The organism is Paraburkholderia sp. CNPSo 3272 (assembly GCF_024206495.1).
Classification (GTDB): domain Bacteria; phylum Pseudomonadota; class Gammaproteobacteria; order Burkholderiales; family Burkholderiaceae; genus Paraburkholderia.
Genome location: NZ_JAMBPQ010000020.1, coordinates 38,871 through 59,139, shown reverse-complemented (window position 1 = coordinate 59,139; position 20,269 = coordinate 38,871). Strand labels below are relative to the sequence as shown.

The window sequence follows — 20,269 nt, the reverse complement described above, 5'->3', positions numbered from 1 at the left end:
TTGCGTGAAACAGTCCCGCTACCTTACCAAGCCACCGCGCCGCCGGGCGTAAGGAAGTGTTGCCATCTGCGCAAGCTGTAACAGGCTGTCACGGCCCGCGCGCCACTTGATTGCGTTCAGGTGCGCGCGAACCGGCGCAGCTCGTTGTGATCCCGAGCGAGTGTCGAAGGCATGCTCTCGCGCAGCAGCTCGACCCACGTGCGGATCTTCGCGTCGAGATACTGGCGCGACGGGTACACCGCAAAGACGTTCATCTCCTGCGACTTGTACTCCGGCAGGATCCATTGCAGCTCGCCGCTGCGCAGGCCGCTGATTGCCGAATAGATCGGCAGCAGGCCCACGCCCATGCCCTCGCGCACGGCCACCGCCATCGCCTCCGCCACGTTCACCTGGAAAGTCGTCGGCCCGAGGTCGATCGTGGTCTCGCCTTCGGGGCCCGTGAACTGCCACTGCGAGGTTGGGAACACGGGCGTCACCATCTGCAGGCAGGTGTGGTTCGCGAGATCCGCGGGCTTTTGCGGCACGCCGCGCTTTTCCAGATACGCCGGCGAGGCAACCGCGATGCTGAACGCGCTCGTTAGCCGCTGCGACACAAAACCGGAATCGGGCAGATCGGTCGCGACCACGAGGGCCACGTCGTAGCCCTCGTCGAGCAGATCCGGCATGCGCTGGGCGAGCGTGAGTTCCACGTGCACGTCCGGATAGCGCTGCTGATACTGCCCCACCGCCGGCACCACATAGTGCTGGCCGAAGCTCGTCATCGCGTGGACCTTGAGCTTTCCGGAGGGGCGCGCATGCGCGTCGCCGGCTTCCGCTTCGGCCTGATCGACGTAGGCGAGGATCTGCTCGCAGCGCTGCAGGTAGCGCTCACCCGCCTCGGTGAGCGCAATGCGGCGCGTCGTGCGGTTCAGCAGGCGCGTGCGCAGGTGCGCCTCCAGATCGGAAACCGCGCGCGAAGCGTAAGCCGTGGTCGTGTTCAGGTATTGCGCCGCGCCCGTGAAGCTGCCCGCCTCCACCACCCGGACGAATACACGCATGTTTTGAAGCGTATCCATACCAATCCTCTTTCTGACACACGAATTGTTTCATAATTCGTAAGATAGATTGTCTCACGTTTCGTAAAAATGCCTTGCATCCTTACCGGTTATTCAGCAATCGCTCAAAAAATATAATGACACACAGTGATTCATAGCCAAGATAAGGAGTAAATCGTGCAGTCTCCGGTACCGAACGGACTAGCCGCACTCACGGTTCTTACGTTCTCGTTGATAATCGCGGGCTGCGCCAGTACCGGGGGCATCGCACCGCAAGCCAAACAGGCCGAAGCCGCGCAACTCGACGCCGGCTCGGCCATCCGCGCGGCCAATACCGACGCCGGCTGGCCCGCCAGCGACTGGTGGCGCGGCTATAACGACCCTCAGCTGAACGCCTGGATCGAAGCCTCCGTGGCCGGCAACCCCTCGCTTGCCGCCGCCCAGGCGCGTGTGCGCGAAGCGCGCTCGATGGTCGGCGTGGCCCAAGCCGGGCTCCTGCCGCAAATCAACGGCAGCATGTCCATCCAGCGCCAGCAATGGTCCGACAACGTCTACTACGGGCCGGGCCCGCTCGCGGGTGCGAACACGTGGAACAACACGGCTACCCTCGGCCTGTCGTATCACCTCGACCTCTGGGGCCAGGACAGGAACAACGCCGAGCGCGCGCTGGACGTGGCGCACGCCACCGCCGCCGACGCGCGCGCGGCGCAGCTCGAACTCGAAGTCAACGTCACGCGCACCTACATCGAGATGTCGATGAACTACGCGCTGCTCGACATTGCGAAGCAAACGCTGGCCCAGCAGCAGCGCATTCTCACGCTCGCGCAAAAGCGCCTGGCCGGCGGCATCGGCACGCAGCTCGAAGTGAGCCAGGCGCAAACGCCGCTGCCCGAATACGAACGCCAGATCGACGCGCTCGAAGAATCCATTGCGCTCGGCAAGAACCAGCTCGCGGCGCTCGCGGGCAAGGGCCCGGGCGCCGGTGAAGCGATCGAGCGGCCTGCGCTCTCGCTCGCGGCGCCCGCGGGCCTGCCCTCCGCGCTGCCCGCCCAGTTGATCGGCTATCGCCCCGACGTGGTCGCGGCGCGCTGGCTCGTCGCCGCGCAGGCGCGCGGCATCGACGTCGCGAAGGCCGACTTCTATCCGAACGTAAACCTGCTGGTTTCGATGGGCGGCTACGCGGCGGCCGGACCGCTATTCCAGTTCCTCAAGTCGATGAGCGGCAGCTATGCGGGCGGCCCCGCGTTCTCGCTGCCGATCTTCGACGGCGGACGCCTGCGCGCGCAGCTCGGCGCGCAGTCCGCCGCGTACGACATCGCCGTCGATCAGTACAACCAGACGATCGTCACCGCGCTCAAGGAAATCGCCGATCAGGTCGTGCGCATGCGCTCGCTCGCGACGCAGGAGGACGACGCGCACCGCTCTGTCGCGGCCGCGCAGCGCAATTACGATCTCGCGCAGGAAGGCTTCCGCCGCGGCCTGACCGACTATGTGAACGTGCTGATTGCGCAAACGCAGTTGCTGCGCGCGCAGGAAGGCGTCGCGCACATCCAGGCCGAGCGGCTCGCCGCGCACGCCACGCTCGTCGCGGCGCTGGGTGGCGGCATGATCGACGCATCGAGCGATGCCGCCGCGAAGGGCCCGACCGAAGCCGAGCAACTCCCCGCGCACGGCAAGAAGACGCGTGACGTGCCGCTCATGCCCGCGGCGCTGCTCGCGCCGCATGGCTCGCATGCTTCGTCCGGCCCCGACGCCGCCGATGCGAGCGCATCGGGCAACGCCGGCGCAGCCGGCACGGTGCACTGAGGCAGACGACGATGCAAGCGTCCACCTCCTCCCCTTCGCAGCCGGGCGGCCAAAGCCTCTACGCCGCGCTCGCCGACTGGGCGCGTACCGACGGCCTCGTGTGGATCTATCTCTTCAAGGCGATCGCGGCCGCGCTGCTCGCGCTCGGCATCGCCATGAAGCTCGATCTGCCGCAGCCGCGCACGGCCATGACGACCGTGTTCATCGTGATGCAGCCGCAAAGCGGTCCCGTGTTCGCAAAGAGCTTCTACCGGCTGTGCGGTACGCTCGTGGGCCTCGTCGTGATGCTCGCGCTGATCGGGCTCTTCGCGCAGCAGCCGGAACTCTTCATCGTCTCGACGGCGCTGTGGGTCGGCCTGTGCACCGCGGGCGCCGCGCGCAACCGCAACTTCCGTTCGTACGGCTTCGTGCTCGCGGGCTATACCGCGGCGCTCATCGGCATTCCGGCCTCGCAGCATCCCGACGGCGCGTTCATGTCGGCGATGACGCGCGTGGGCGAGATCTCGATCGGCATCCTTTGCTCGGGCTTCGTCAGCGCCGTGGTGTTTCCGCAGTTTACGGGCGAGCTGCTGCGCTCGAACGTGCGGCGCCGTTTCTCGTCGTTCGTCGACTACGTTTCGGCGGCGCTCGCCGGGCGCGTCGATCGTTCGCATATAGAAGCGAGCAATGCGCGCTTCGTCGCCGACGTCGTGGGCCTCGAAGCGAATCGCAGCACGGCCGTGTTCGAGTCGCCCGACGCGCGCATGCGCTCGGGGCGCCTCGCGCGCCTGAACACCGAGTTCATGACGGTCTCCACGCGCTTTCATGCGCTGCATCAGTTGATGAACCGTCTGCGCGCGGACGGCTCCTCTGCAACCGTCGATGCGCTCGAACCGTACTTCCGCGAGATCGCGCCGCTGTTCGCCAAAGCGGGCGAGCCGGTGCTCACGGCCGCCGACGCGACGCACGTCTCAAAGCAACTCGACGACTACCGTTCGGCGCTGCCGCGGCGCGTGCGCGCCACGCGCGCCGAACTCGAAGCGCAAGGCGACGCACGCCTGCTCGACTTCGACACCGCCACGGAACTGTTCTACCGCTTCGTGCACGAGATGACCGAGTACACGGCCACCTACGCGTCGCTCGCCGTCGATACGCACTCGCGGGAGAAATGGCTTTCGCGCTACGTGCCGAAGACCAACCTGATCGCGGCGGGCGTGGCGGGTCTGCGCGCGGCCATCGTGATGACGCTGCTCGGCGCGTTCTGGATCGCCACCGCGTGGCCGAGCGGCACTAACCTCGTGCTCAACGCCGCCGCGACCTGCGCGCTCGCCTCATCCGCGCCGCAGCCCTCGCGCATGGCGACGCAGATGGCGCTCGGCACCGTGCTCGCATCGGTCGTCGGCATGATTCTCACGTTCGGCGTGTTTCCGCATATCGATGGCTTCGTCATGCTGTGCGTCGCGCTCGCCCCTGCGCTCGCGTTCGGCGTGTTTCTCACGACGCGCCCGAAGTACGCGGGCTACGGCGTGGGCTACTGCATCTTCCTGTGCTTTCTCGCGGGGCCGGACAACGTCGTGCAGTACAACCCGAGCAGCTACATGAACGACGCGCTCGCGCTCGTCGCGTCGATGGCGGTCTCGGCGCTGGCGTTCGCCGTGCTCCTGCCGCCTTCCACGCCGTGGCTGCGCCGGCGACTGCTGGCCGACTTGCGCGGCGGCGCCGTGCACGCTTGCTGCTCGCGCCTGAAAGGACTGCGCAACCGCTTCGAGAGCGGCGCGCGCGACCTGATGTTTCAGCTCTCGGCGATCGCGGGCAACGACGACGCGCAACGCCGCGACACGATGCGCTGGCTCTTCTCGACGCTCGAAGTGGGCAACGCCGCACTCGATCTGCGCCACGAGCTGGCCACGCTGCCCGCGCATCCGCAGTACGCGCGCGGAACGGCGTGGCGCATGGCGATCGACGCGACGCTCAAAGCCGTGAGCGCGCTCTTCGACCGCCCAGGCGAGGCGCGTTACCGCGACGCGCTCGCGGCGACGGCTCGCGCGATCGACGCAAGCCAGGCCGTACTGCAAGGCATGTGGCAGCCCGCTGCAACGAGCGCAGCCGGGAACGGCGATGCGCCGCCGCGCGAAGAGCGCCACCAGCTGCAGCGCATCCAGAGCCATCTGCATTTCATCCGCACCGCGCTCATCGACCCGCAATCGCCGCTCGCGGCGTATCCGGGCAACGAAAGCGCGAATCCGGGCGTGAGCCAAGGAGCCAACCATGCCTCGTGACGTCGCGTTTCTCGACGCCTATATCCCGGCGATCGTGCTGCTCTTCATTCTGGGCGCGGCGATCACCTGGGTGCTCGATTCCGTACTGGCCCGAACCGGCCTCTACCGGGTCGTGTGGCACCCATCCCTCTTTCGCGTGAGCCTGCTCGTGGTCGTGTGCTGCCTGCTCGGTCTCGCGGTCTATCACTAAATGCGTCGCTGCATGCATCGCTGAACGAATCAACCGAATCATGACAATCCGCAACCTCATTGGCTTTATCGCGACGGCCATCATCTTCGTCGTCGCCATTCTGGTCGGGCGCGTCCTGTGGGTTCACTACATGGACGAGCCGTGGACCCGCGACGGCCGCGTGCGCGCCGAAGTGGTGAACATCGCCCCCGACGTCTCGGGCGCCGTGGTCGAGCTGCCCGTGAAGGACAACCAGTTCGTGCACAAGGGCGACCTGCTCATGCAGATCGACCCGTCGCACTATCAGATCGCCGTGGAGCAGGCCGAGGCCGCCGTGGCCGCGCGCAAGGCCGAGCTGACAATGCGCCAGGACGACGCGCGCCGCCGCGCCGACATGGACAGCGAAGTGGTCTCGGCCGAAAACCGCGAAAACGCCTCGCATACGGCAAATTCGGCACAGGCGCAGTACCAGCAGGCAATCGCCGCGCTCGACGCAGCCAAGCTCAACCTCGAACGCACGCGCGTGGTCTCGCCGGTGGACGGCTACATCACGAACCTGCAGGTGTTCCAGGGCGACTACGCGATCTCGGGCCAGGCCAAGCTTGCCGTGGTGGACAGCCATTCGTTCTGGGTCTACGGCTACTTCGAGGAAACCAAGCTGCCGCACGTGAAGGTGGGCAACAAGGCCGACATCAAGCTGATGAGCGGCGGCACACTCCAGGGCCACGTCGAGAGCATCTCGCGCGGCATTTACGACCGCGACAATCCGCAAAGCCGCGAACTGCTCGCCGACGTGAACCCGACCTTCAACTGGGTGCGCCTCGCGCAGCGTGTGCCGGTGCGCATCCACATCGACAAGGTGCCGGACGACATGGTCCTCGCCGCGGGCACGACCTGCACGGTGGTCGTCAAACCAGGCACGTGATGGCGCCGTGACGGCGCGTACTGCCAGCCGGGCTACGCAACAGCGCAAGCAAAAAGGGAACGCCAGTTTGGCGTTCCCTTTTTTGTTGCTGTGCGCACACGGAGTGTTAGCGCTTGCCGCACAGTGCGCCGACAGCGAATCGATGAGTATTGCAAAACAATGTCTTTATCACGTTAAAGCCTCTCTCGTTTGATCCATGTCAACGGATGTTGGTCGGATTACTCGGATTATTCCTATTCCCCAGTCTTCCAATCAGCCCTCAACGTGATCCTTCGCCTACATCGACCTCGCGAAATCGGCGCCATGCCGCGGACGGCGCGCGACGACGGCGCGGTGCGCGCGTTCGCGCGCCGCGCGCTGGCCGGGCTCGCGAAGCGCCAGGCTCTCGCGCCGCAACGGGTGGTCGTGCTCAGTCTAGGCAACGTTCAATGGGGCGACGCCGGCGTTGGGGTGCTCGCGCTCGAGCGACTGAAAGCGGCCTGGCAATGCCCCGCGCAGGTCGAGCTCGTGGAAGGCGGCACGCGCGGCCGCGCGCTGCTGCCCGTCGTCGAATCCACGCAGCGTTTGATCGTGCTTAGCGCAATCGATTTCGGGCTCGAGCCGGGCGCGCTGCGCGTCCTCACCGGCGATGCGGCCGCCGAACACCTCTACACGCGGCGCCCGAGCCGGCCCGGCATGGCCTTCGCCGACGCGCTCGCCTGCGCGCAGCTGAGCGGCCGCTCGCCACGCGAGATCGTGCTGATCGGCGTGCAGCCGCAAGGCAGCGACTGTTACGGCGCGGGCTTGTCGAGCACGGTGCGCGCGCAACTCGATGCGACTGTCGATGCCGCCCGGCTCTGGCTGCGCCGCTGGCGCGTCGCACCGCTGCCGCGTCTCGAGCACCCCGAAATCGACGGCTGAGCGCCGCGCAGGGGTTGCGCGGGCTTTGCACGAGCCCGGCGGGCGCACAGCATGCGCCCGTACCCGGAAATCTGCGAGAGAATCCGCGGGAGAACCCGCGTTGCCCGGGCGCATTGCACTGCACTATCCTGAAAAACTGCGCCAGATCGGCCAACGGCTGCACCATCAGCACGGGAGGAAGGTAGTCATGCGTTACCGCGATTTTCACTGCGAGTCGGTCGCGAACCCCGACGACTTCTGGCGCCGCGAGGCCGAGCGCATCCATTGGGAGACGCCGTTCGACCATGTGCTCGACCGCTCGAACCCGCCTTTCGCGCGCTGGTTCTGCGGCGGCCGCACGAACCTGTGCTTCAACGCCGTGGACCGTCACCTCGCGGCGCGCGCGCACCAGAATGCGCTCGTATATGTCTCGACCGAGACCGGCATCGAGCGGCGCTACACCTACGCCGACCTGCACGCCGAAGTGAACCGCATGGCCGCCGTGATGCGCTCGCTCGGCGTCGCGCGCGGCGAGCGCGTGCTGATCTATCTGCCGATGATTCCGGAGGCCGTGTTCGCCATGCTCGCCTGTGCGCGCCTGGGCGCAATCCACTCGGTGGTGTTCGGCGGATTCGCCGCACCGAGCCTCGCCGCGCGCATGGACGACGCGAAGCCCGTGCTGCTCGTGAGCGCCGACGCCGGGGCGCGCGGCGGCAAGGTGATCGACTACACGCCGCTCGTGGACGAAGCCATGGCGCGCGCCGAATATCCGCCGCCCAAGGTGCTGCTGATCGACCGCCAGCTCGCGCCCGAGCGGCTGAACGCGCCGTATCTCGTCGACTACGAGCCGCTGCGCGAGCAGCACTACGACGTGCAGATTCCCTGCGAATGGCTCGAATCGAACGAGCCTTCGTACATCCTCTACACCTCGGGCACGACGGGCAAACCCAAGGGCGTGCAGCGCGACGTGGGCGGCTACGCGGTGGCGCTCGCGGCATCGATGGAATACATCTTCGAGGGACGCGCCGGCGACACCATGTTCACGGCTTCGGACATCGGCTGGGTGGTCGGTCACAGCTACATCATCTATGCGCCGCTGCTCGCGGGCATGACCACGGTGATGTACGAAGGCACGCCGGTGCGCCCCGATGGCGGCATCTGGTGGCGCCTCGTCGAGCAGCACCGCATCAATCTGATGTTCACGGCGCCGACGGCCATTCGCGTGCTCAAGAAGCAGGACCCGGCGCTGCTTCACTGCGCCGATCTTTCGAGCCTGCGCACGCTCTTTCTCGCCGGCGAACCGCTCGACGAGCCCACGGCCGAATGGATTTCCGAGGCGCTCGGCAAGCCCGTCGTCGACAACTACTGGCAGACCGAGACCGGCTGGCCGATGCTGGCGATCCAGCGCGGCGTCGATCCGCTGCCGCAAAAGCTTGGTTCGCCGGGCGTGCCCTGCTACGGCTACGATCTCGTGCTGCGCAACGAACATACGGGCGAGCCCTGCGCGCAAGGCGAGAAGGGTGTGATCACGCTCAGCTACCCGTTGCCGCCCGGCTGCATGCAGACCGTGTGGGGCGACGATGCGCGCTTCGTGAAAACGTACTGGGAAAGCGTGCCTGGCCAGCAGGTGTATTCGACCTTCGACTGGGGCGTGCAGGACAGCGACGGCTACGTGACGATCCTCGGGCGCACCGACGACGTGATCAATGTGGCGGGCCATCGCCTCGGCACGCGCGAGATCGAAGAGGCGATCTCGTCGCACGCGGCCGTCGCGGAAGTGGCCGTGGTGGGCGTGAACGACGCGGTGAAGGGTCAGGCGGCGCTCGCGTTCGTCGTGCTGCGCGACGCGAATGCGGCCGCCAGTCCCGCCGAGGCACAGAAGCTCGCGGCTTCCCTCACCGCGACGGTGGACCGCCAGCTCGGCGCGATCGGCCGGCCCGCGCGCGTTCACTTCGTGCCGATGCTGCCCAAGACGCGCTCCGGCAAGCTATTGCGGCGCGCGATCGCTGCGCTCGCCGAAGGGCGCGACCCGGGCGATCTGCCGACCATCGAGGACGCCTCGGCGCTGCAGTCGATTCGCGAGGCGGTGGACGCAGGCGACAACTGAGGCCTGCGCGTACGCCCGCTCAGCGTGCGAGCGGGCGGTACGCGGCCAGGAAGCGCTTGAGGATGCCCGTCGAGTACGTGCCCGCGATATCGGTGAGGAAGCTCGAGAACGAGGTGCTCGCGTGCTCGTCGGCGGTATCGGAGATCGTGCGCACGATCGCGCACGGCACGTCGTACTCGTGGCAGACCTGGGCGATCGCGGCGCCTTCCATCTCGACGGCGAGCGCATCGGGCAGCAGCGCGCGCAGCGCGCCCACGGCCGCGGCGCTCGCCACGAACTGGTCGCCGCTGATCACGAGCCCGCGATGCACCTGCGGCAGCGCGGTCTCCAGGCGCGGCAGCGCGGCCTTGAAGCGCGCCGTCAACTCCGGCCCCTCCTCGGCGATGAAACGCTCGCAGGCGGCGGCGAGCGCCTGCGCCAGCACATGATCGGCATCGAAACGCGAGCGCGCGAGCAGCGGGATCTCGTGACGCGGGAACAGCGGCTCCGCGTTCATGTCGTGCTGGAGCAGCGTTTCGCCCACCACCACGTCGCCCACGTGGACGCCCGAACCCACGCCGCCGGCGACACCCGTAAAGACGATCGCTTCCACGTCGAACGCATGAATCAGCGCGCTGGCCGTGGCGGCCGCCGCGACCTTGCCGACGCGTGCGAGCGTCACCACGCACGGCGCGCCGTGCACGGTGCCGAGGTGATAGTCACGCCGGCCGAACGTTCGGGTCACGACACCCGATTCGGCCTGCATGGCCGCGATCAGATCGCCGAGTTCCTGGGGCAGCGCGGCGAGTACGCCGAGCGGACGGGCGGTCGTGCCGCCCGCCTGGATCGAGAGGTTCATCTTCGAATGATTTCCGTCTGAGTCGTTTGAGGCTTGCGCGCGCTCACTCCACCGGCTGCAGCTTGGCCACCGCCAGCGCGAGCCACTTCTCGCCGTGACGCTTGAAGCGCACCTGCGCCTTGGCGTCGGTGCCGCTGCCTTCGAGCGCCGTGATGGTGCCTTCGCCGAACTTCGTGTGGAACACGCCCTGGCCCACACGGAAGCCCGTCTCGGCGGCGCGCTGTTCGTTGGCGAACGCGGGCGCCGGGCTCTTGTCGGCGATATAGGCGTCGCGCTCGCGACGGCCGCCTTCGCCGCCGCCACTGCCGCCGCCCGGACGCGCAAACCAGTCGCGGCCCCAGCCGGCGTTGTCGGAACGCCCGCCCCAGCGCGAACCCGCCTCGACCTTGGGCGTGAGCCACTTGAGCGATTCCTGCGGCAGTTCGTCGAAAAAGCGCGAGCGCACGTTGTAGCGCGTCTGGCCGTGCAGCAAGCGGCTCTGCGCGAACGAGATATAGAGCCGCTCTTTCGCACGCGTGATCGCCACGTACATCAGGCGGCGCTCTTCTTCGAGGCCGTCGGCTTCCATCGCGCTGTTCTCGTGCGGGAACAGGCCCTCTTCGAGACCGGTGATGAAGACCGCCGTGAATTCGAGGCCCTTCGCCGCGTGCACCGTCATCAGCTGCACGGCGTCCTGGCCTGCCTGCGCCTGGTTGTCGCCGGCTTCGAGCGACGCATGCGAGAGGAAGCCCGCGAGCGGCGTCATGACGTCGGGGTTCTGCGCGGGATCGGTGATCGTGGGCGCGTCGAGCACTTCGATCTCGCCGTCCTGCGAGACGATCTCGGGCACCGCGCTCGCGCCCGGGCGCAGCGGAATCGAGCGCGCGGGCGTGTCGAGGCCGTAGCCCTCTTCGCTCACGAACGCCGTGGCCGCGGTCACGAGTTCCTGCAAGTTCTCGAGGCGATCCTGGCCTTCGCGCTCGTTCTGATAGAACTCGGCGAGACCGCTCATGCGCACCGTGTATTCGACCGTTTCCGGCAGGCTCATCTGCGCGGTCTCGGCGCGCATCTTCGCGACCAGATTGGCGAACGAACCCAGGCTCGAGCCTGCCTTGCCCGTCACGTACGGAATGGCCGCGGCCATCGAACAATTGTAGAGGCGCGCGGCATCCGCCAGCTGCTCGATCGAGCGCGCGCCAATGCCGCGCGTGGGGAAATTCACGACGCGCGCGAACGCCGTATCGTCGTTCGGGTTGTCGATGAGACGCAGATACGCGAGCGCATGCTTCACTTCCTGGCGCTCGAAGAAGCGCAAGCCGCCGTACACCTTGTACGGCACGCCCGCGTTCACGAGCGTGTGCTCGATCGTGCGCGACTGCGCGTTGCTGCGATAAAGAATGGCGATCTCGTTGCGCGCCAGCCCCTGGTTGATGAGCGCGCGAATTTCCTCGACGATCCAGCCCGCTTCCTGCGAATCGGTGGCCGCCTCGTACACGCGCACCGGCTCGCCGTGGCCCGCATCGGTGCGCAGGTTCTTGCCCAGACGCCGCGAGTTATGCGCGATCAGGTAGTTGGCAGCATCGAGAATATGGCCGTGCGAACGGTAGTTCTGCTCCAGCTTGATCATGTGCTTCACGCGGAACTCGTTCTCGAAGTCGCGCATGTTGCCGACGTTCGCCCCGCGGAACGCGTAGATCGACTGGTCGTCGTCGCCCACCGCGAAGATCGCGTTGCCCGGCCCCGCGAGCAGCTTGAGCCACGCGTACTGGAGTTTGTTGGTGTCCTGGAACTCGTCCACGAGGATGTCGCGAAAGCGCCCCTGATAGTGCGCGCGCAGCGGCGGGTTGTACGCGAGCAGTTCGTAGCAGCGCAGCAGCAGCTCCGCAAAATCGACCACGCCTTCGCGCTGGCACTGCTGGTCGTAGGCCTCGTAGAGTTCGACGAATTTGCGGTTGAAGTCGTCGCTCACATCCACGTCTTTCGGACGCAGCCCCTGCTCCTTCGCGTTGTTGATGAAATACTGCAGGTTCTTGGGCGGGTACTTCTCGTCGTCGACGTTCAGGCCCTTCATCAGACGCTTGATGGCCGAAAGCTGGTCGGCGGTATCGAGGATCTGGAAGGTCTGCGGCAGACCGGCGTCGCGGAAATGCGCGCGCAGCATGCGGTTGCACAGACCGTGGAACGTGCCGATCCACATGCCGCGCGTGTCGATGGGCAAAAGCGCCTGGAGGCGCCCCACCATTTCGCGCGCGGCCTTGTTCGTGAAGGTCACGGCCAGGATGGTCGAGGGCGAGGCCATGCCCTGCTGGATCAGCCACGCAATGCGCGTGATCAGCACGCGCGTCTTGCCGCTGCCGGCCCCGGCCAGAATGAGCGCCGGTTCGTTGGGCAACGTGACGGCGGCGAGTTGTTCGGGGTTCAGGTTCGCGAGCAGTTCGGGCATGGGCTGAAAAGGAGCGTGACCCCAGGGCGGGACCCCGGGGACGTGGCGCGCGGCACAGGCGCGCCGTCGTTGAATGGCAGATCGCCATTATAAGTGCGCACGCACGCTGCGGCTTGGGTGACCCAAGCGGCACGCCTCGCGCGCAGAACGCCCGCATTGCGGCCTGCGCCATGGCCCGCGCGACGCCCCAGCTCGGCTGGCGCGTCGGCTCAGGCGGGACTTCCCCTTATAATCGAACGTTTCCGCATCCTTTTTTCGGCAGATTCCACCCATGAGCGACAGCACGCTAGCGAAAAGCTTCGAGCCCCAGACGATCGAGGCCCACTGGGGGCCCGAATGGGAGCGTCGAGGCTACGCCGCCGCGACCTTCGAGCCCGGCCGCAACAACTTCTCGATCCAGTTGCCGCCGCCCAACGTCACCGGCACGCTGCACATGGGGCACGCGTTCAACCAGACGATCATGGACGGCCTCGCGCGCTATCACCGCATGCTCGGCGAGAACACGCTGTGGGTGCCGGGCACGGACCACGCGGGCATCGCCACGCAGATCGTGGTCGAGCGCCAGCTCGACGCGCAGAAGATCTCGCGTCACGACCTGGGCCGCGAGAAGTTCGTCGAGCGCGTGTGGGAATGGAAGCAGCAGTCGGGTTCGACCATCACGGGTCAGGTGCGGCGTCTGGGCGCCTCGATCGACTGGTCGCGCGAATACTTCACGATGGACGACAAGATGTCGACCGCCGTGCGCGACGTGTTCGTGCGCCTCTATGAACAGGGCCTGATCTATCGCGGCAAGCGCCTCGTGAACTGGGACCCGGTGCTGGGCACCGCCGTTTCGGACCTCGAAGTCGTGAGCGAAGAGGAAAACGGCAACCTGTGGCACCTGCGCTATCCGCTCACGGACGGCTCGGGCCACCTCACGGTCGCGACCACGCGCCCGGAAACCATGCTCGGCGACACGGCCGTGATGGTCCACCCGGAAGACGAGCGCTACGCGCACCTGATCGGCAAGACCGTGAAGCTGCCGCTCGCGGACCGCGAGATCCCCATCATCGCCGACGAATACGTGGACCGCGAGTTCGGCACGGGCGTCGTGAAGGTCACGCCTGCGCACGACTTCAACGACTACCAGGTGGGCTTGCGCCATGGCCTGCCGATGATCGAGATCCTCACGCTCGACGCGAAGGTCAACGACAACGCGCCCGCCAAATACCGCGGCCTCGACCGCTTCGAGGCGCGCAAGCAGGTCGTGGCCGAATTCGAGGCACTCGGCCTGCTCGACTCGGTGCAGCCGCACAAGCTGATGGTGCCGCGCGGCGACCGCACGGGCGTGGTGATCGAGCCGATGCTCACGGACCAATGGTTCGTCGCGATGACGAAGCCCGCGCCCGAGGGCACCTTCAATCCCGGCAAGTCGATCACCGAAACTTCGCTCGACGTGGTGCGCAGCGGCCAGATCAAGTTCGTGCCGGAAAACTGGACCACGACCTACTACCAGTGGCTCGAGAACATCCAGGACTGGTGCATCTCGCGCCAGCTCTGGTGGGGCCACCAGATCCCGGCCTGGTACGGCGAGAACGGCGAGATCTTCGTCGCGAAGAGCGAGGAAGAGGCGCGCGCGCAGGCCGAAGCAAAGGGCTACACGGGCGCACTGAAGCGCGACGAAGACGTGCTCGACACGTGGTTCTCGTCGGCGCTCGTGCCGTTCTCGTCGCTCGGCTGGCCGCAGGAGACGCCCGAACTGAAGGCCTTCCTGCCCTCTTCCGTGCTGGTCACGGGCTTCGACATCATCTTCTTCTGGGTAGCGCGCATGGTCATGATGACCACGCACTTCACCGGCAAGGTGCCGTTCGATACGGTGTACGTGCACGGCCTCGTGCGCGACGCCGAAGGCCAGAAGATGTCGAAGAGCAAGGGCAACACGCTCGACCCGATCGATATCGTCGATGGCATCGACCTCGAAGCGCTGGTCGCCAAGCGCACGACCGGCCTCATGAATCCCAAGCAGGCCGCGACCATCGAAAAGAAGACGCGCAAGGAGTTCCCGGAGGGCATTCCCGCGTTCGGCACCGACGCGCTGCGCTTCACGATGGCTTCCATGGCCACGCTCGGCCGCAACGTGAACTTCGACCTCGCGCGTTGCGAAGGCTATCGCAACTTCTGCAACAAGCTCTGGAACGCCACGCGCTTCGTGCTGATGAACTGCGAAGGCCACGATTGCGGTTTCAGCAAGCCGGGCGCATGCCAGCCGGGCGATTGCGGCCCGGGCGGCTACACGGACTTCTCGCCGGCCGACCGCTGGATCGTCTCGCTCCTGCACCGCGTGGAAGCCGAAGTCGCGAAGGGCTTCGCGGACTATCGCTTCGACAACGTGGCCAACGCCATATACAAGTTCGTCTGGGACGAATACTGTGACTGGTACCTGGAACTGGCGAAGGTGCAGATCCAGACGGGTACGCCCGAGCAGCAGCGCGCCACGCGCCGCACGCTGCTGCGCGTGCTGGAAACGGTGTTGCGCCTCGCGCACCCGGTGATTCCGTTCATCACCGAAGCGCTGTGGCAGAAGGTGGCGCCGCTCACCGACGCGTACCCCGAGGGTGCCGCCGAAGGCGCAGCATCGATCATGGTGCAGCGTTACCCGGTGGCGGAAGCAAAGAAGATCGACGAAGCCGCGGAACAGTGGGCCGCCGACCTGAAGGCCGTGATCGACGCGTGCCGCAACCTGCGTGGTGAAATGGGCCTCTCGCCGGCCACGAAGGTGCCGCTGCTCGCCACGGGCAACGCCGAACGGCTCGCGACGTTTGCGCCCTATGCGCAGGCGCTTGCAAAGCTTTCGGAGGTCCAGATCATCGCCGACGAAGCAACGCTCGACGCGGCCTCGGCAGGCGCGCCAGTTGCTATCGTAGGGACGGACAAGCTCGTGCTGAAGGTGGAAATCGACGTCGCCGCCGAACGCGAGCGCCTGTCGAAGGAAATCGCGCGCCTCGGCAATGAGGTAACGAAGTGCACGGCCAAGCTCGGAAATGAGAGTTTTGTAGCGAAAGCACCGCCCGCAGTCGTTGAGCAGGAGCAGAAAAGACTGGCAGAATACCAGGCAACGCTGGACAAGCTGACCGCGCAACTCACGCGGTTGCCGGCCTGAGCGCCATATCGGCCAAGGGCTGTAACGCGTCGCGCCGCACCCGCGGCGTCACACGAGCACCAGGACAGGGACAAAAGACATGCTGAAAGTGACAAAAGCGGTATTCCCGGTAGCGGGCCTCGGCACGCGCTTCCTTCCGGCCACGAAAGCCAGCCCGAAGGAAATGCTGCCCGTGGTCGACAAGCCGCTCATCCAGTACGCGGTCGAAGAAGCCGTGGCTGCGGGCATCACTGAAATGATCTTCGTGACCGGGCGCAGCAAGCGCGCGATCGAGGACCATTTCGACAAGTCGTATGAGATCGAGGCCGAACTCGAAGCGCGCGGCAAGGCCAAGCTGCTCGAACTGGTGCGCAACATCAAGCCGAACAACGTCGACTGCTTCTACGTGCGTCAGCCCGAGGCGCTCGGCCTTGGCCACGCCGTGCTGTGCGCGGAAAAGCTCGTGGGCGACAACCCGTTCGCCGTGATTCTCGCGGACGACCTGCTCTACGGCACGCCGCCCGTCATGCAGCAGATGGTCGAGGTGTTCGATCACTACCATAGCTCGGTGCTCGGCGTGGAAGAGATTCCGCCCTCGGAAACGCGCTCGTACGGCATTGTCGACGGCAAGGAGTGGGAAGACTCGATCGTCAAGCTCTCGGGCATCGTGGAGAAGCCGGCGCCGGAAGTCGCGCCGTCGAACCTCGGCGTGGTCGGCCGCTACGTGCTCAAGCCGCGCATTTTCGAGCATCTGAAGTCGATCAAGCCGGGCGCGGGCGGCGAACTGCAGCTCACCGACGCGATCCAGTCGCTGCTCGCCGACGAGCAGGTGCTCGCCTACAAGTACCACGGCACGCGCTTTGACTGCGGCAGCAAGCTCGGCTACCTGAAGGCGACGGTGGAGTTCGCGCTGCGTCACCCGGAAGTCGGCGCGGATTTCGACGAATATCTGCGTACGCGCAACCCGGTGCTGGAAGGCTAGGGGCCCCCGCTGAGACTCCCGCTCAGCGCAAATGAAAATGGCCCGCACGAGTTTTCACACTCATGCGGGCCATTTTTTATCTGCCGATGCGCCTAGCGCCGGCGCATCAGGAACACGAACGTCTTGTCCTGCTGCGAGCTTTCCACGATCTCGTTGCCGGTTTGCTTGGCGAAGGCGGCGAAATCGCGCTGCGAGCCGGGATCGGTCGCGAGAACCTTGAGGATCTGGCCGCTTTCCATGTCGGCGAGCGCCTTCTTGGCGCGCAGGATCGGCAGCGGGCAGTTCAGCCCGCGTGCATCCACTTCCTTGTGAACCTGAATCTGCATCGGGGTTGGATCCTTCGGTGGCGCACCGTCACGGCGTGAGACGGCGCTGGCAATAGCGTCGATTTTACCGCAGCCACGCCAGCCGCCGCTTGCGTCCCGATCACGGCGCGGCTTACAGCGCGACCGCCGCGCCCGTATGCAGCGATTCACGCAGCGCCTGGCCGATGCGCGTGGCCTCCAGGGCGTCTTCGAGCGTCGCGCCGAGGCTCCCGTTCCGCGCTCCCCCCGCCTTGCGCGCCGCGACTTCGGCGACGAACGCCTGCGCTTCGATCAGGAACGCCTCTTCGAAACGGTCGAAGAAGGTGGGTGTGCAAACGCTGCGCACGCCGGTCGCATCGTAGACGTCGACGCGATTCGCGCGCGGGATGCGGCCGATCGCGAGCGCCCCCGCCGTGCCGATCACCTCGCTCGACGTGTCGTTGCCGTGCGCCATCGTGCGCGAGGCGTAAAACATCGCGAGACGGCCGCCCTCGAACTCGCAGATCGCCACGCCGTTGTCCACGTCGCCCGATTCCCGCAGGCCTTCGTGCAGCGCGATCGCGCCCGCGGCGTACACACGCGTGGCGCGCGGCTTGCCGAGCAGCCACCGCGCGACGTCGATGTCGTGAACCGTGCAGTCGAGGAAAATGCCGCCCGAAGTCGGCGCGAAGCGCACGAAAAAGCCCTCTGGATCGTTGAGATCGCAGGTCTGCGAGCGCACCAGAAAAGGCCTGCCGATCGCCCCCGCCTGCACTTTTGCGTAGGCATCCTGATAACTCGGATCGAAGCGGCGCATGAAGCCGATGGTGACCTGCCGTTCGGCATGACGACGCGACACGTTCACCACCCGCTCGCATTCGGCCACGTCGAGCGAGAGCGGTTTCTCGCAGAACACGTGCTTGCCCGCTTCGAGCGCCTGCACGATCTGCTCGGCATGCATTGCCGAAGGCGTGACGAGCCACACCGCATCGACCGATTGATCGGCCAGTAAATCGGAGTATTCGCCATACAGCCGCGCGGCGGGCAGCGCCTCGCGCGCCCACGCGAGATCCGCTTCGAGCGGACTGCACGCGGCCGCGAGAGTCGCACCCGGCACGCGATACGCCAGGTTCTGCGCATGCCGCCGCCCCAACCGCCCAAGTCCCGCCACACCCATGCGCAACGGCTGGGCACGATCGATTGCCTGCATCCTTGCTCTCCTCGCTTGATCTGCACTGATCCGCGCTCGATTTGCGATCTATTTGCGCTCGCTCCGTTTCACTCGCCCAGCGCCACCACACGGCCCTCGCGCCAGGATAGCGAGGCGGCTTCGGCCAGCTCCAGCGCCTTCAGGCCGTCGGCGACCGACGTGCGCACCGGCACGCCCTGCGTCACCGCCTCGTGAAAGTGCGCCATTTCGCGCGCATAGGCCGCGCGATAGCGTTCGAGGAAGAACGCCTCGGGCACGTCCTGCGCGACAGCGGTCTTCGACCACGCGACCACCTCGGTCGGCTTCATGTTGCCCGCCTGCAGCATGCCCTCGCTGCCGAGCACCTCGAAGCGCTGGTCGTAGCCATAGGCCGCGCGCCGCGCCGTGTTGATCTGGCAAAGACGCCCGCGCTTCGTGCGGATCGTCACCGCCGTCGAATCGATGTCGCCCGCGTCGGCAATCGCCGGGTCGGACAGGCAGCTGCCTGTGGCGTGCACGCTCACCGCCTCGTCGTCGAGGATCCAGCGGAAGATGTCGAAGTCGTGGATCAGCATGTCCTTGAAGATGCCGCCCGAGTGCTTGATGTATTCGACGGGCGGCGCGCCCGGATCGCGGCTCGTGACGATCAGCATTTCCGGCGTACCGATCTCGCCTGCGTCGAGGCGCGTCTTCAGCGCGGCGAACGTGGGATCGTAGCGGCGCTGGAAGCCGATCATGGCCACGACGCCCGCGCGCTGAACGGCTTCAGCACAGGCGCGCGCGCGCTCGATGGTCAGATCGACGGGCTTTTCGCAGAATATATGCTTGCCTGCCGCGGCCGACTTCAGGATCAGTTCGGAGTGCGTATCGGTGCTCGAGCAGATCACGGCGGCGCCGATCGAAGCGTCGCCGAACGCGGCGTCGACGTCCACGACCTGGGCGCCGTGCTGTGCGGCGAGCGCGACGGCGGCTTCGCGATTGACATCGATCACGTACTTCAGTCGCACGCCCGGCTGGCGCGCGAGATTGCCCGCATGAATGCGGCCGATGCGCCCCGCGCCGAATACCGCCACATCCAGCGTTTTCGCTGCGCCGCTTGCTGCACTAGTCATCGTATCCTCCGGTGTCGGTCGATTCTTCCACGTTGAGTTCGAGCCGGTACGCAAGCGCAATGAAGAGCGCCTGGCACAGGCAGAAGGTGCTGGTGAGCGAACGGAACGCGAACGCGCTCCCTTCCTTCACATAGAGCTGCGCGTTCGCGTGGCGCGCGAGCGGCGAAAGCTGGCTGTCGGTGATGACGAGCGTCCTGGCGTGGTGCTGCTGCGCCACGCGCAGGCAGTACTGCGTTTCTTTGCCGTAGGGTGCGAAGCTGATGGCGATCACCACGTCGCCCTTCTTCACGCCGCGAATCTGTTCGTGGTACATGCCGCCGAGCCCCGAGACGAGGTGCACGCGCTTGCGCGTGTGCTGCAAGGCATAGACGATGTAGCTCGCCACCGGAAACGAGCGGCGCACGCCGATCACGTAGATGTTGTCCGCCTGCTCGAGCATCTTCACGGCCTCGTCGAACTGTGCACCGTCGAGGCCGGCTTCGAGTTCGTCGAGTCCGCTGCGGCACGCGCCGATGAACTCGCGCGCCACGGCGCCGCCCATGTCCGGGCTCGCCTCGCCCTCCTTGGCGTCGATCAGCTGGCGAATGCGCTGCTGGTAGCTCGTGGCCGAAGCGCCCTGCCCCGCATAGGCCTGACGGAACACGGCCTGGAGGTCGGAGAAGCCCGAGAAACCGAAGCGCTGCGCGAAGCGCACCACCGCCGAAGGATGCACGGCGCAACTCGCGGCAATGTCGCTCGTGCGGTCCATCATCACACTCGCGCGGTGCTGCTCGATGTAGGTCGCGATGCTTTTCAGCTGACGCGGCAGCGCCTCGTAATCGTGGGCGATGCGCTGCATCAATTCGTCTACGCCTGCTACGGCGTCGGTTGTGTCATCCGCCATGATTGTTTTCCTCGGCTGGTTGCCGCACTGCCGCAAAGCCTTACCAGGCTTCGATTCCACGGCATGCCGACGGAGCCGATTATAGGCAGCGTGTCACACGAATGGAACAGATTTTCCATTTTTATTTGCAATGAAATTTTCGTTGCAAGTCGCGAAGCGATGTCCTACTCTTGTCGATGAGCGCGGCAGCTGGTGCAGGAAACAAGCGGCATGTCAAAAGCGCGGCTGCGGCATTCACCCCAAGAACGAACGACAGACCGAGA

At 66.2% G+C, this 20,269-nt stretch carries 15 protein-coding genes; 8 read left to right on the top strand and 7 right to left on the bottom strand.

The genetic code is table 11. The features are described 5' to 3' along the window. Positions 1-116: 116 nt before the first annotated feature. Positions 117-1,055, bottom strand: a complete 939-nt coding sequence (locus M3I53_RS23000) for a LysR family transcriptional regulator (protein WP_254318147.1) — start codon at positions 1,053-1,055, stop codon at positions 117-119. A 156-nt stretch (positions 1,056-1,211) separates the two neighbouring features. Here M3I53_RS23000 and M3I53_RS22995 point away from each other — a divergent pair, with 156 nt between their 5' ends. The 6 genes from M3I53_RS22995 to M3I53_RS22970 all read left to right on the top strand — a co-directional run bounded on the left by M3I53_RS22995 (position 1,212) and on the right by M3I53_RS22970 (position 9,178). Then, positions 1,212-2,840, top strand: coding sequence for an efflux transporter outer membrane subunit (locus tag M3I53_RS22995; protein ID WP_254318146.1), 1,629 nt, complete (start codon positions 1,212-1,214; stop codon positions 2,838-2,840). An 11-nt stretch (positions 2,841-2,851) separates the two neighbouring features. Next, a complete protein-coding gene (locus M3I53_RS22990; RefSeq protein ID WP_254318145.1) occupies positions 2,852-5,098 on the top strand; it encodes an FUSC family protein in 2,247 nt (748 codons plus the stop codon). Then, complete coding sequence (locus tag M3I53_RS22985) at positions 5,088-5,288, top strand: DUF1656 domain-containing protein (protein WP_042271036.1); 201 nt, start codon at positions 5,088-5,090, stop codon at positions 5,286-5,288. The genes M3I53_RS22990 and M3I53_RS22985 overlap by 11 nt, the downstream gene beginning before the upstream one ends. Positions 5,289-5,328: 40 nt before the next feature. Next, positions 5,329-6,192: an HlyD family secretion protein gene (locus M3I53_RS22980; RefSeq protein WP_069268663.1), complete on the top strand. Its 864-nt coding sequence runs from the start codon at positions 5,329-5,331 to the stop codon at positions 6,190-6,192. A 303-nt stretch (positions 6,193-6,495) separates the two neighbouring features. Further along, complete coding sequence (locus M3I53_RS22975; protein WP_254318144.1) at positions 6,496-7,092, top strand: hydrogenase maturation protease; 597 nt, start codon at positions 6,496-6,498, stop codon at positions 7,090-7,092. Positions 7,093-7,279: 187 nt separating this feature from the next. Beyond that, the gene (locus tag M3I53_RS22970; RefSeq protein WP_254318143.1) at positions 7,280-9,178 is read left to right on the top strand and encodes a propionate--CoA ligase; all 1,899 of its coding nucleotides are present in this window, start codon (positions 7,280-7,282) and stop codon (positions 9,176-9,178) included. A gap of 19 nt (positions 9,179-9,197) precedes the next feature. Here M3I53_RS22970 and M3I53_RS22965 read toward each other — a convergent pair whose 3' ends face one another. Then, positions 9,198-10,016, bottom strand: a complete 819-nt coding sequence (locus M3I53_RS22965; RefSeq protein ID WP_254318142.1) for a 5'-methylthioadenosine/adenosylhomocysteine nucleosidase — start codon at positions 10,014-10,016, stop codon at positions 9,198-9,200. A 43-nt stretch (positions 10,017-10,059) separates the two neighbouring features. Next, on the bottom strand, positions 10,060-12,438 hold the full coding sequence (locus M3I53_RS22960; protein WP_254318141.1) for a UvrD-helicase domain-containing protein: 2,379 nt from the start codon (positions 12,436-12,438) through the stop codon (positions 10,060-10,062). Between the two features lie 271 nt (positions 12,439-12,709). Here M3I53_RS22960 and M3I53_RS22955 point away from each other — a divergent pair, with 271 nt between their 5' ends. After that, positions 12,710-15,577 (top strand): valine--tRNA ligase, encoded by a 2,868-nt coding sequence (locus M3I53_RS22955; protein WP_254318140.1) that lies wholly within the window; start codon positions 12,710-12,712, stop codon positions 15,575-15,577. A gap of 79 nt (positions 15,578-15,656) precedes the next feature. Next, a complete protein-coding gene (gene galU, locus M3I53_RS22950; protein WP_201700762.1) occupies positions 15,657-16,538 on the top strand; it encodes a UTP--glucose-1-phosphate uridylyltransferase GalU in 882 nt (293 codons plus the stop codon). 92 nt (positions 16,539-16,630) lie between these two features. Here the strand turns inward: galU and M3I53_RS22945 are convergent, their stop codons facing one another. The 4 genes from M3I53_RS22945 to M3I53_RS22930 form a co-directional block, all read right to left on the bottom strand. Beyond that, entirely contained in the window at positions 16,631-16,858 is a 228-nt protein-coding gene (locus tag M3I53_RS22945) for a sulfurtransferase TusA family protein (protein ID WP_028208042.1), read from the bottom strand. Positions 16,859-16,976: 118 nt separating this feature from the next. Beyond that, positions 16,977-18,032 carry a Gfo/Idh/MocA family oxidoreductase gene (locus M3I53_RS22940; RefSeq protein ID WP_254318139.1) on the bottom strand — a complete coding sequence of 352 codons (1,056 nt, stop codon included), beginning with the start codon at positions 18,030-18,032 and terminating at the stop codon, positions 16,977-16,979. A 68-nt stretch (positions 18,033-18,100) separates the two neighbouring features. Beyond that, the gene (gene iolG / locus M3I53_RS22935; RefSeq protein ID WP_254318138.1) at positions 18,101-19,123 is read right to left on the bottom strand and encodes an inositol 2-dehydrogenase; all 1,023 of its coding nucleotides are present in this window, start codon (positions 19,121-19,123) and stop codon (positions 18,101-18,103) included. Then, a complete protein-coding gene (locus M3I53_RS22930) occupies positions 19,116-20,006 on the bottom strand; it encodes a MurR/RpiR family transcriptional regulator (RefSeq protein WP_254318137.1) in 891 nt (296 codons plus the stop codon). Before M3I53_RS22930 ends, iolG begins: the two co-directional genes overlap by 8 nt. Positions 20,007-20,269 lie beyond the last annotated feature (263 nt).

Bases quoted from the DNA above. Each gene is read 5' to 3' on its own strand.
- M3I53_RS22960 (WP_254318141.1), bottom strand. From the start codon at position 12,438: ATGCCCGAACTGCTCGCGAACCTGAACCCCGAACAACTCGCCGCCGTC.
- iolG (WP_254318138.1), bottom strand. From the start codon at position 19,123: ATGACTAGTGCAGCAAGCGGCGCAGCGAAAACGCTGGATGTGGCGGTA.
- galU (WP_201700762.1), top strand. From the start codon at position 15,657: ATGCTGAAAGTGACAAAAGCGGTATTCCCGGTAGCGGGCCTCGGCACG.
- M3I53_RS22975 (WP_254318144.1), top strand. From the start codon at position 6,496: ATGCCGCGGACGGCGCGCGACGACGGCGCGGTGCGCGCGTTCGCGCGC.
- M3I53_RS22970 (WP_254318143.1), top strand. From the start codon at position 7,280: ATGCGTTACCGCGATTTTCACTGCGAGTCGGTCGCGAACCCCGACGAC.
- M3I53_RS22955 (WP_254318140.1), top strand. From the start codon at position 12,710: ATGAGCGACAGCACGCTAGCGAAAAGCTTCGAGCCCCAGACGATCGAG.
- M3I53_RS23000 (WP_254318147.1), bottom strand. From the start codon at position 1,055: ATGGATACGCTTCAAAACATGCGTGTATTCGTCCGGGTGGTGGAGGCG.
- M3I53_RS22980 (WP_069268663.1), top strand. From the start codon at position 5,329: ATGACAATCCGCAACCTCATTGGCTTTATCGCGACGGCCATCATCTTC.
- M3I53_RS22940 (WP_254318139.1), bottom strand. From the start codon at position 18,032: ATGCAGGCAATCGATCGTGCCCAGCCGTTGCGCATGGGTGTGGCGGGA.
- M3I53_RS22965 (WP_254318142.1), bottom strand. From the start codon at position 10,016: ATGAACCTCTCGATCCAGGCGGGCGGCACGACCGCCCGTCCGCTCGGC.
- M3I53_RS22990 (WP_254318145.1), top strand. From the start codon at position 2,852: ATGCAAGCGTCCACCTCCTCCCCTTCGCAGCCGGGCGGCCAAAGCCTC.
- M3I53_RS22930 (WP_254318137.1), bottom strand. From the start codon at position 20,006: ATGGCGGATGACACAACCGACGCCGTAGCAGGCGTAGACGAATTGATG.
- M3I53_RS22985 (WP_042271036.1), top strand. From the start codon at position 5,088: ATGCCTCGTGACGTCGCGTTTCTCGACGCCTATATCCCGGCGATCGTG.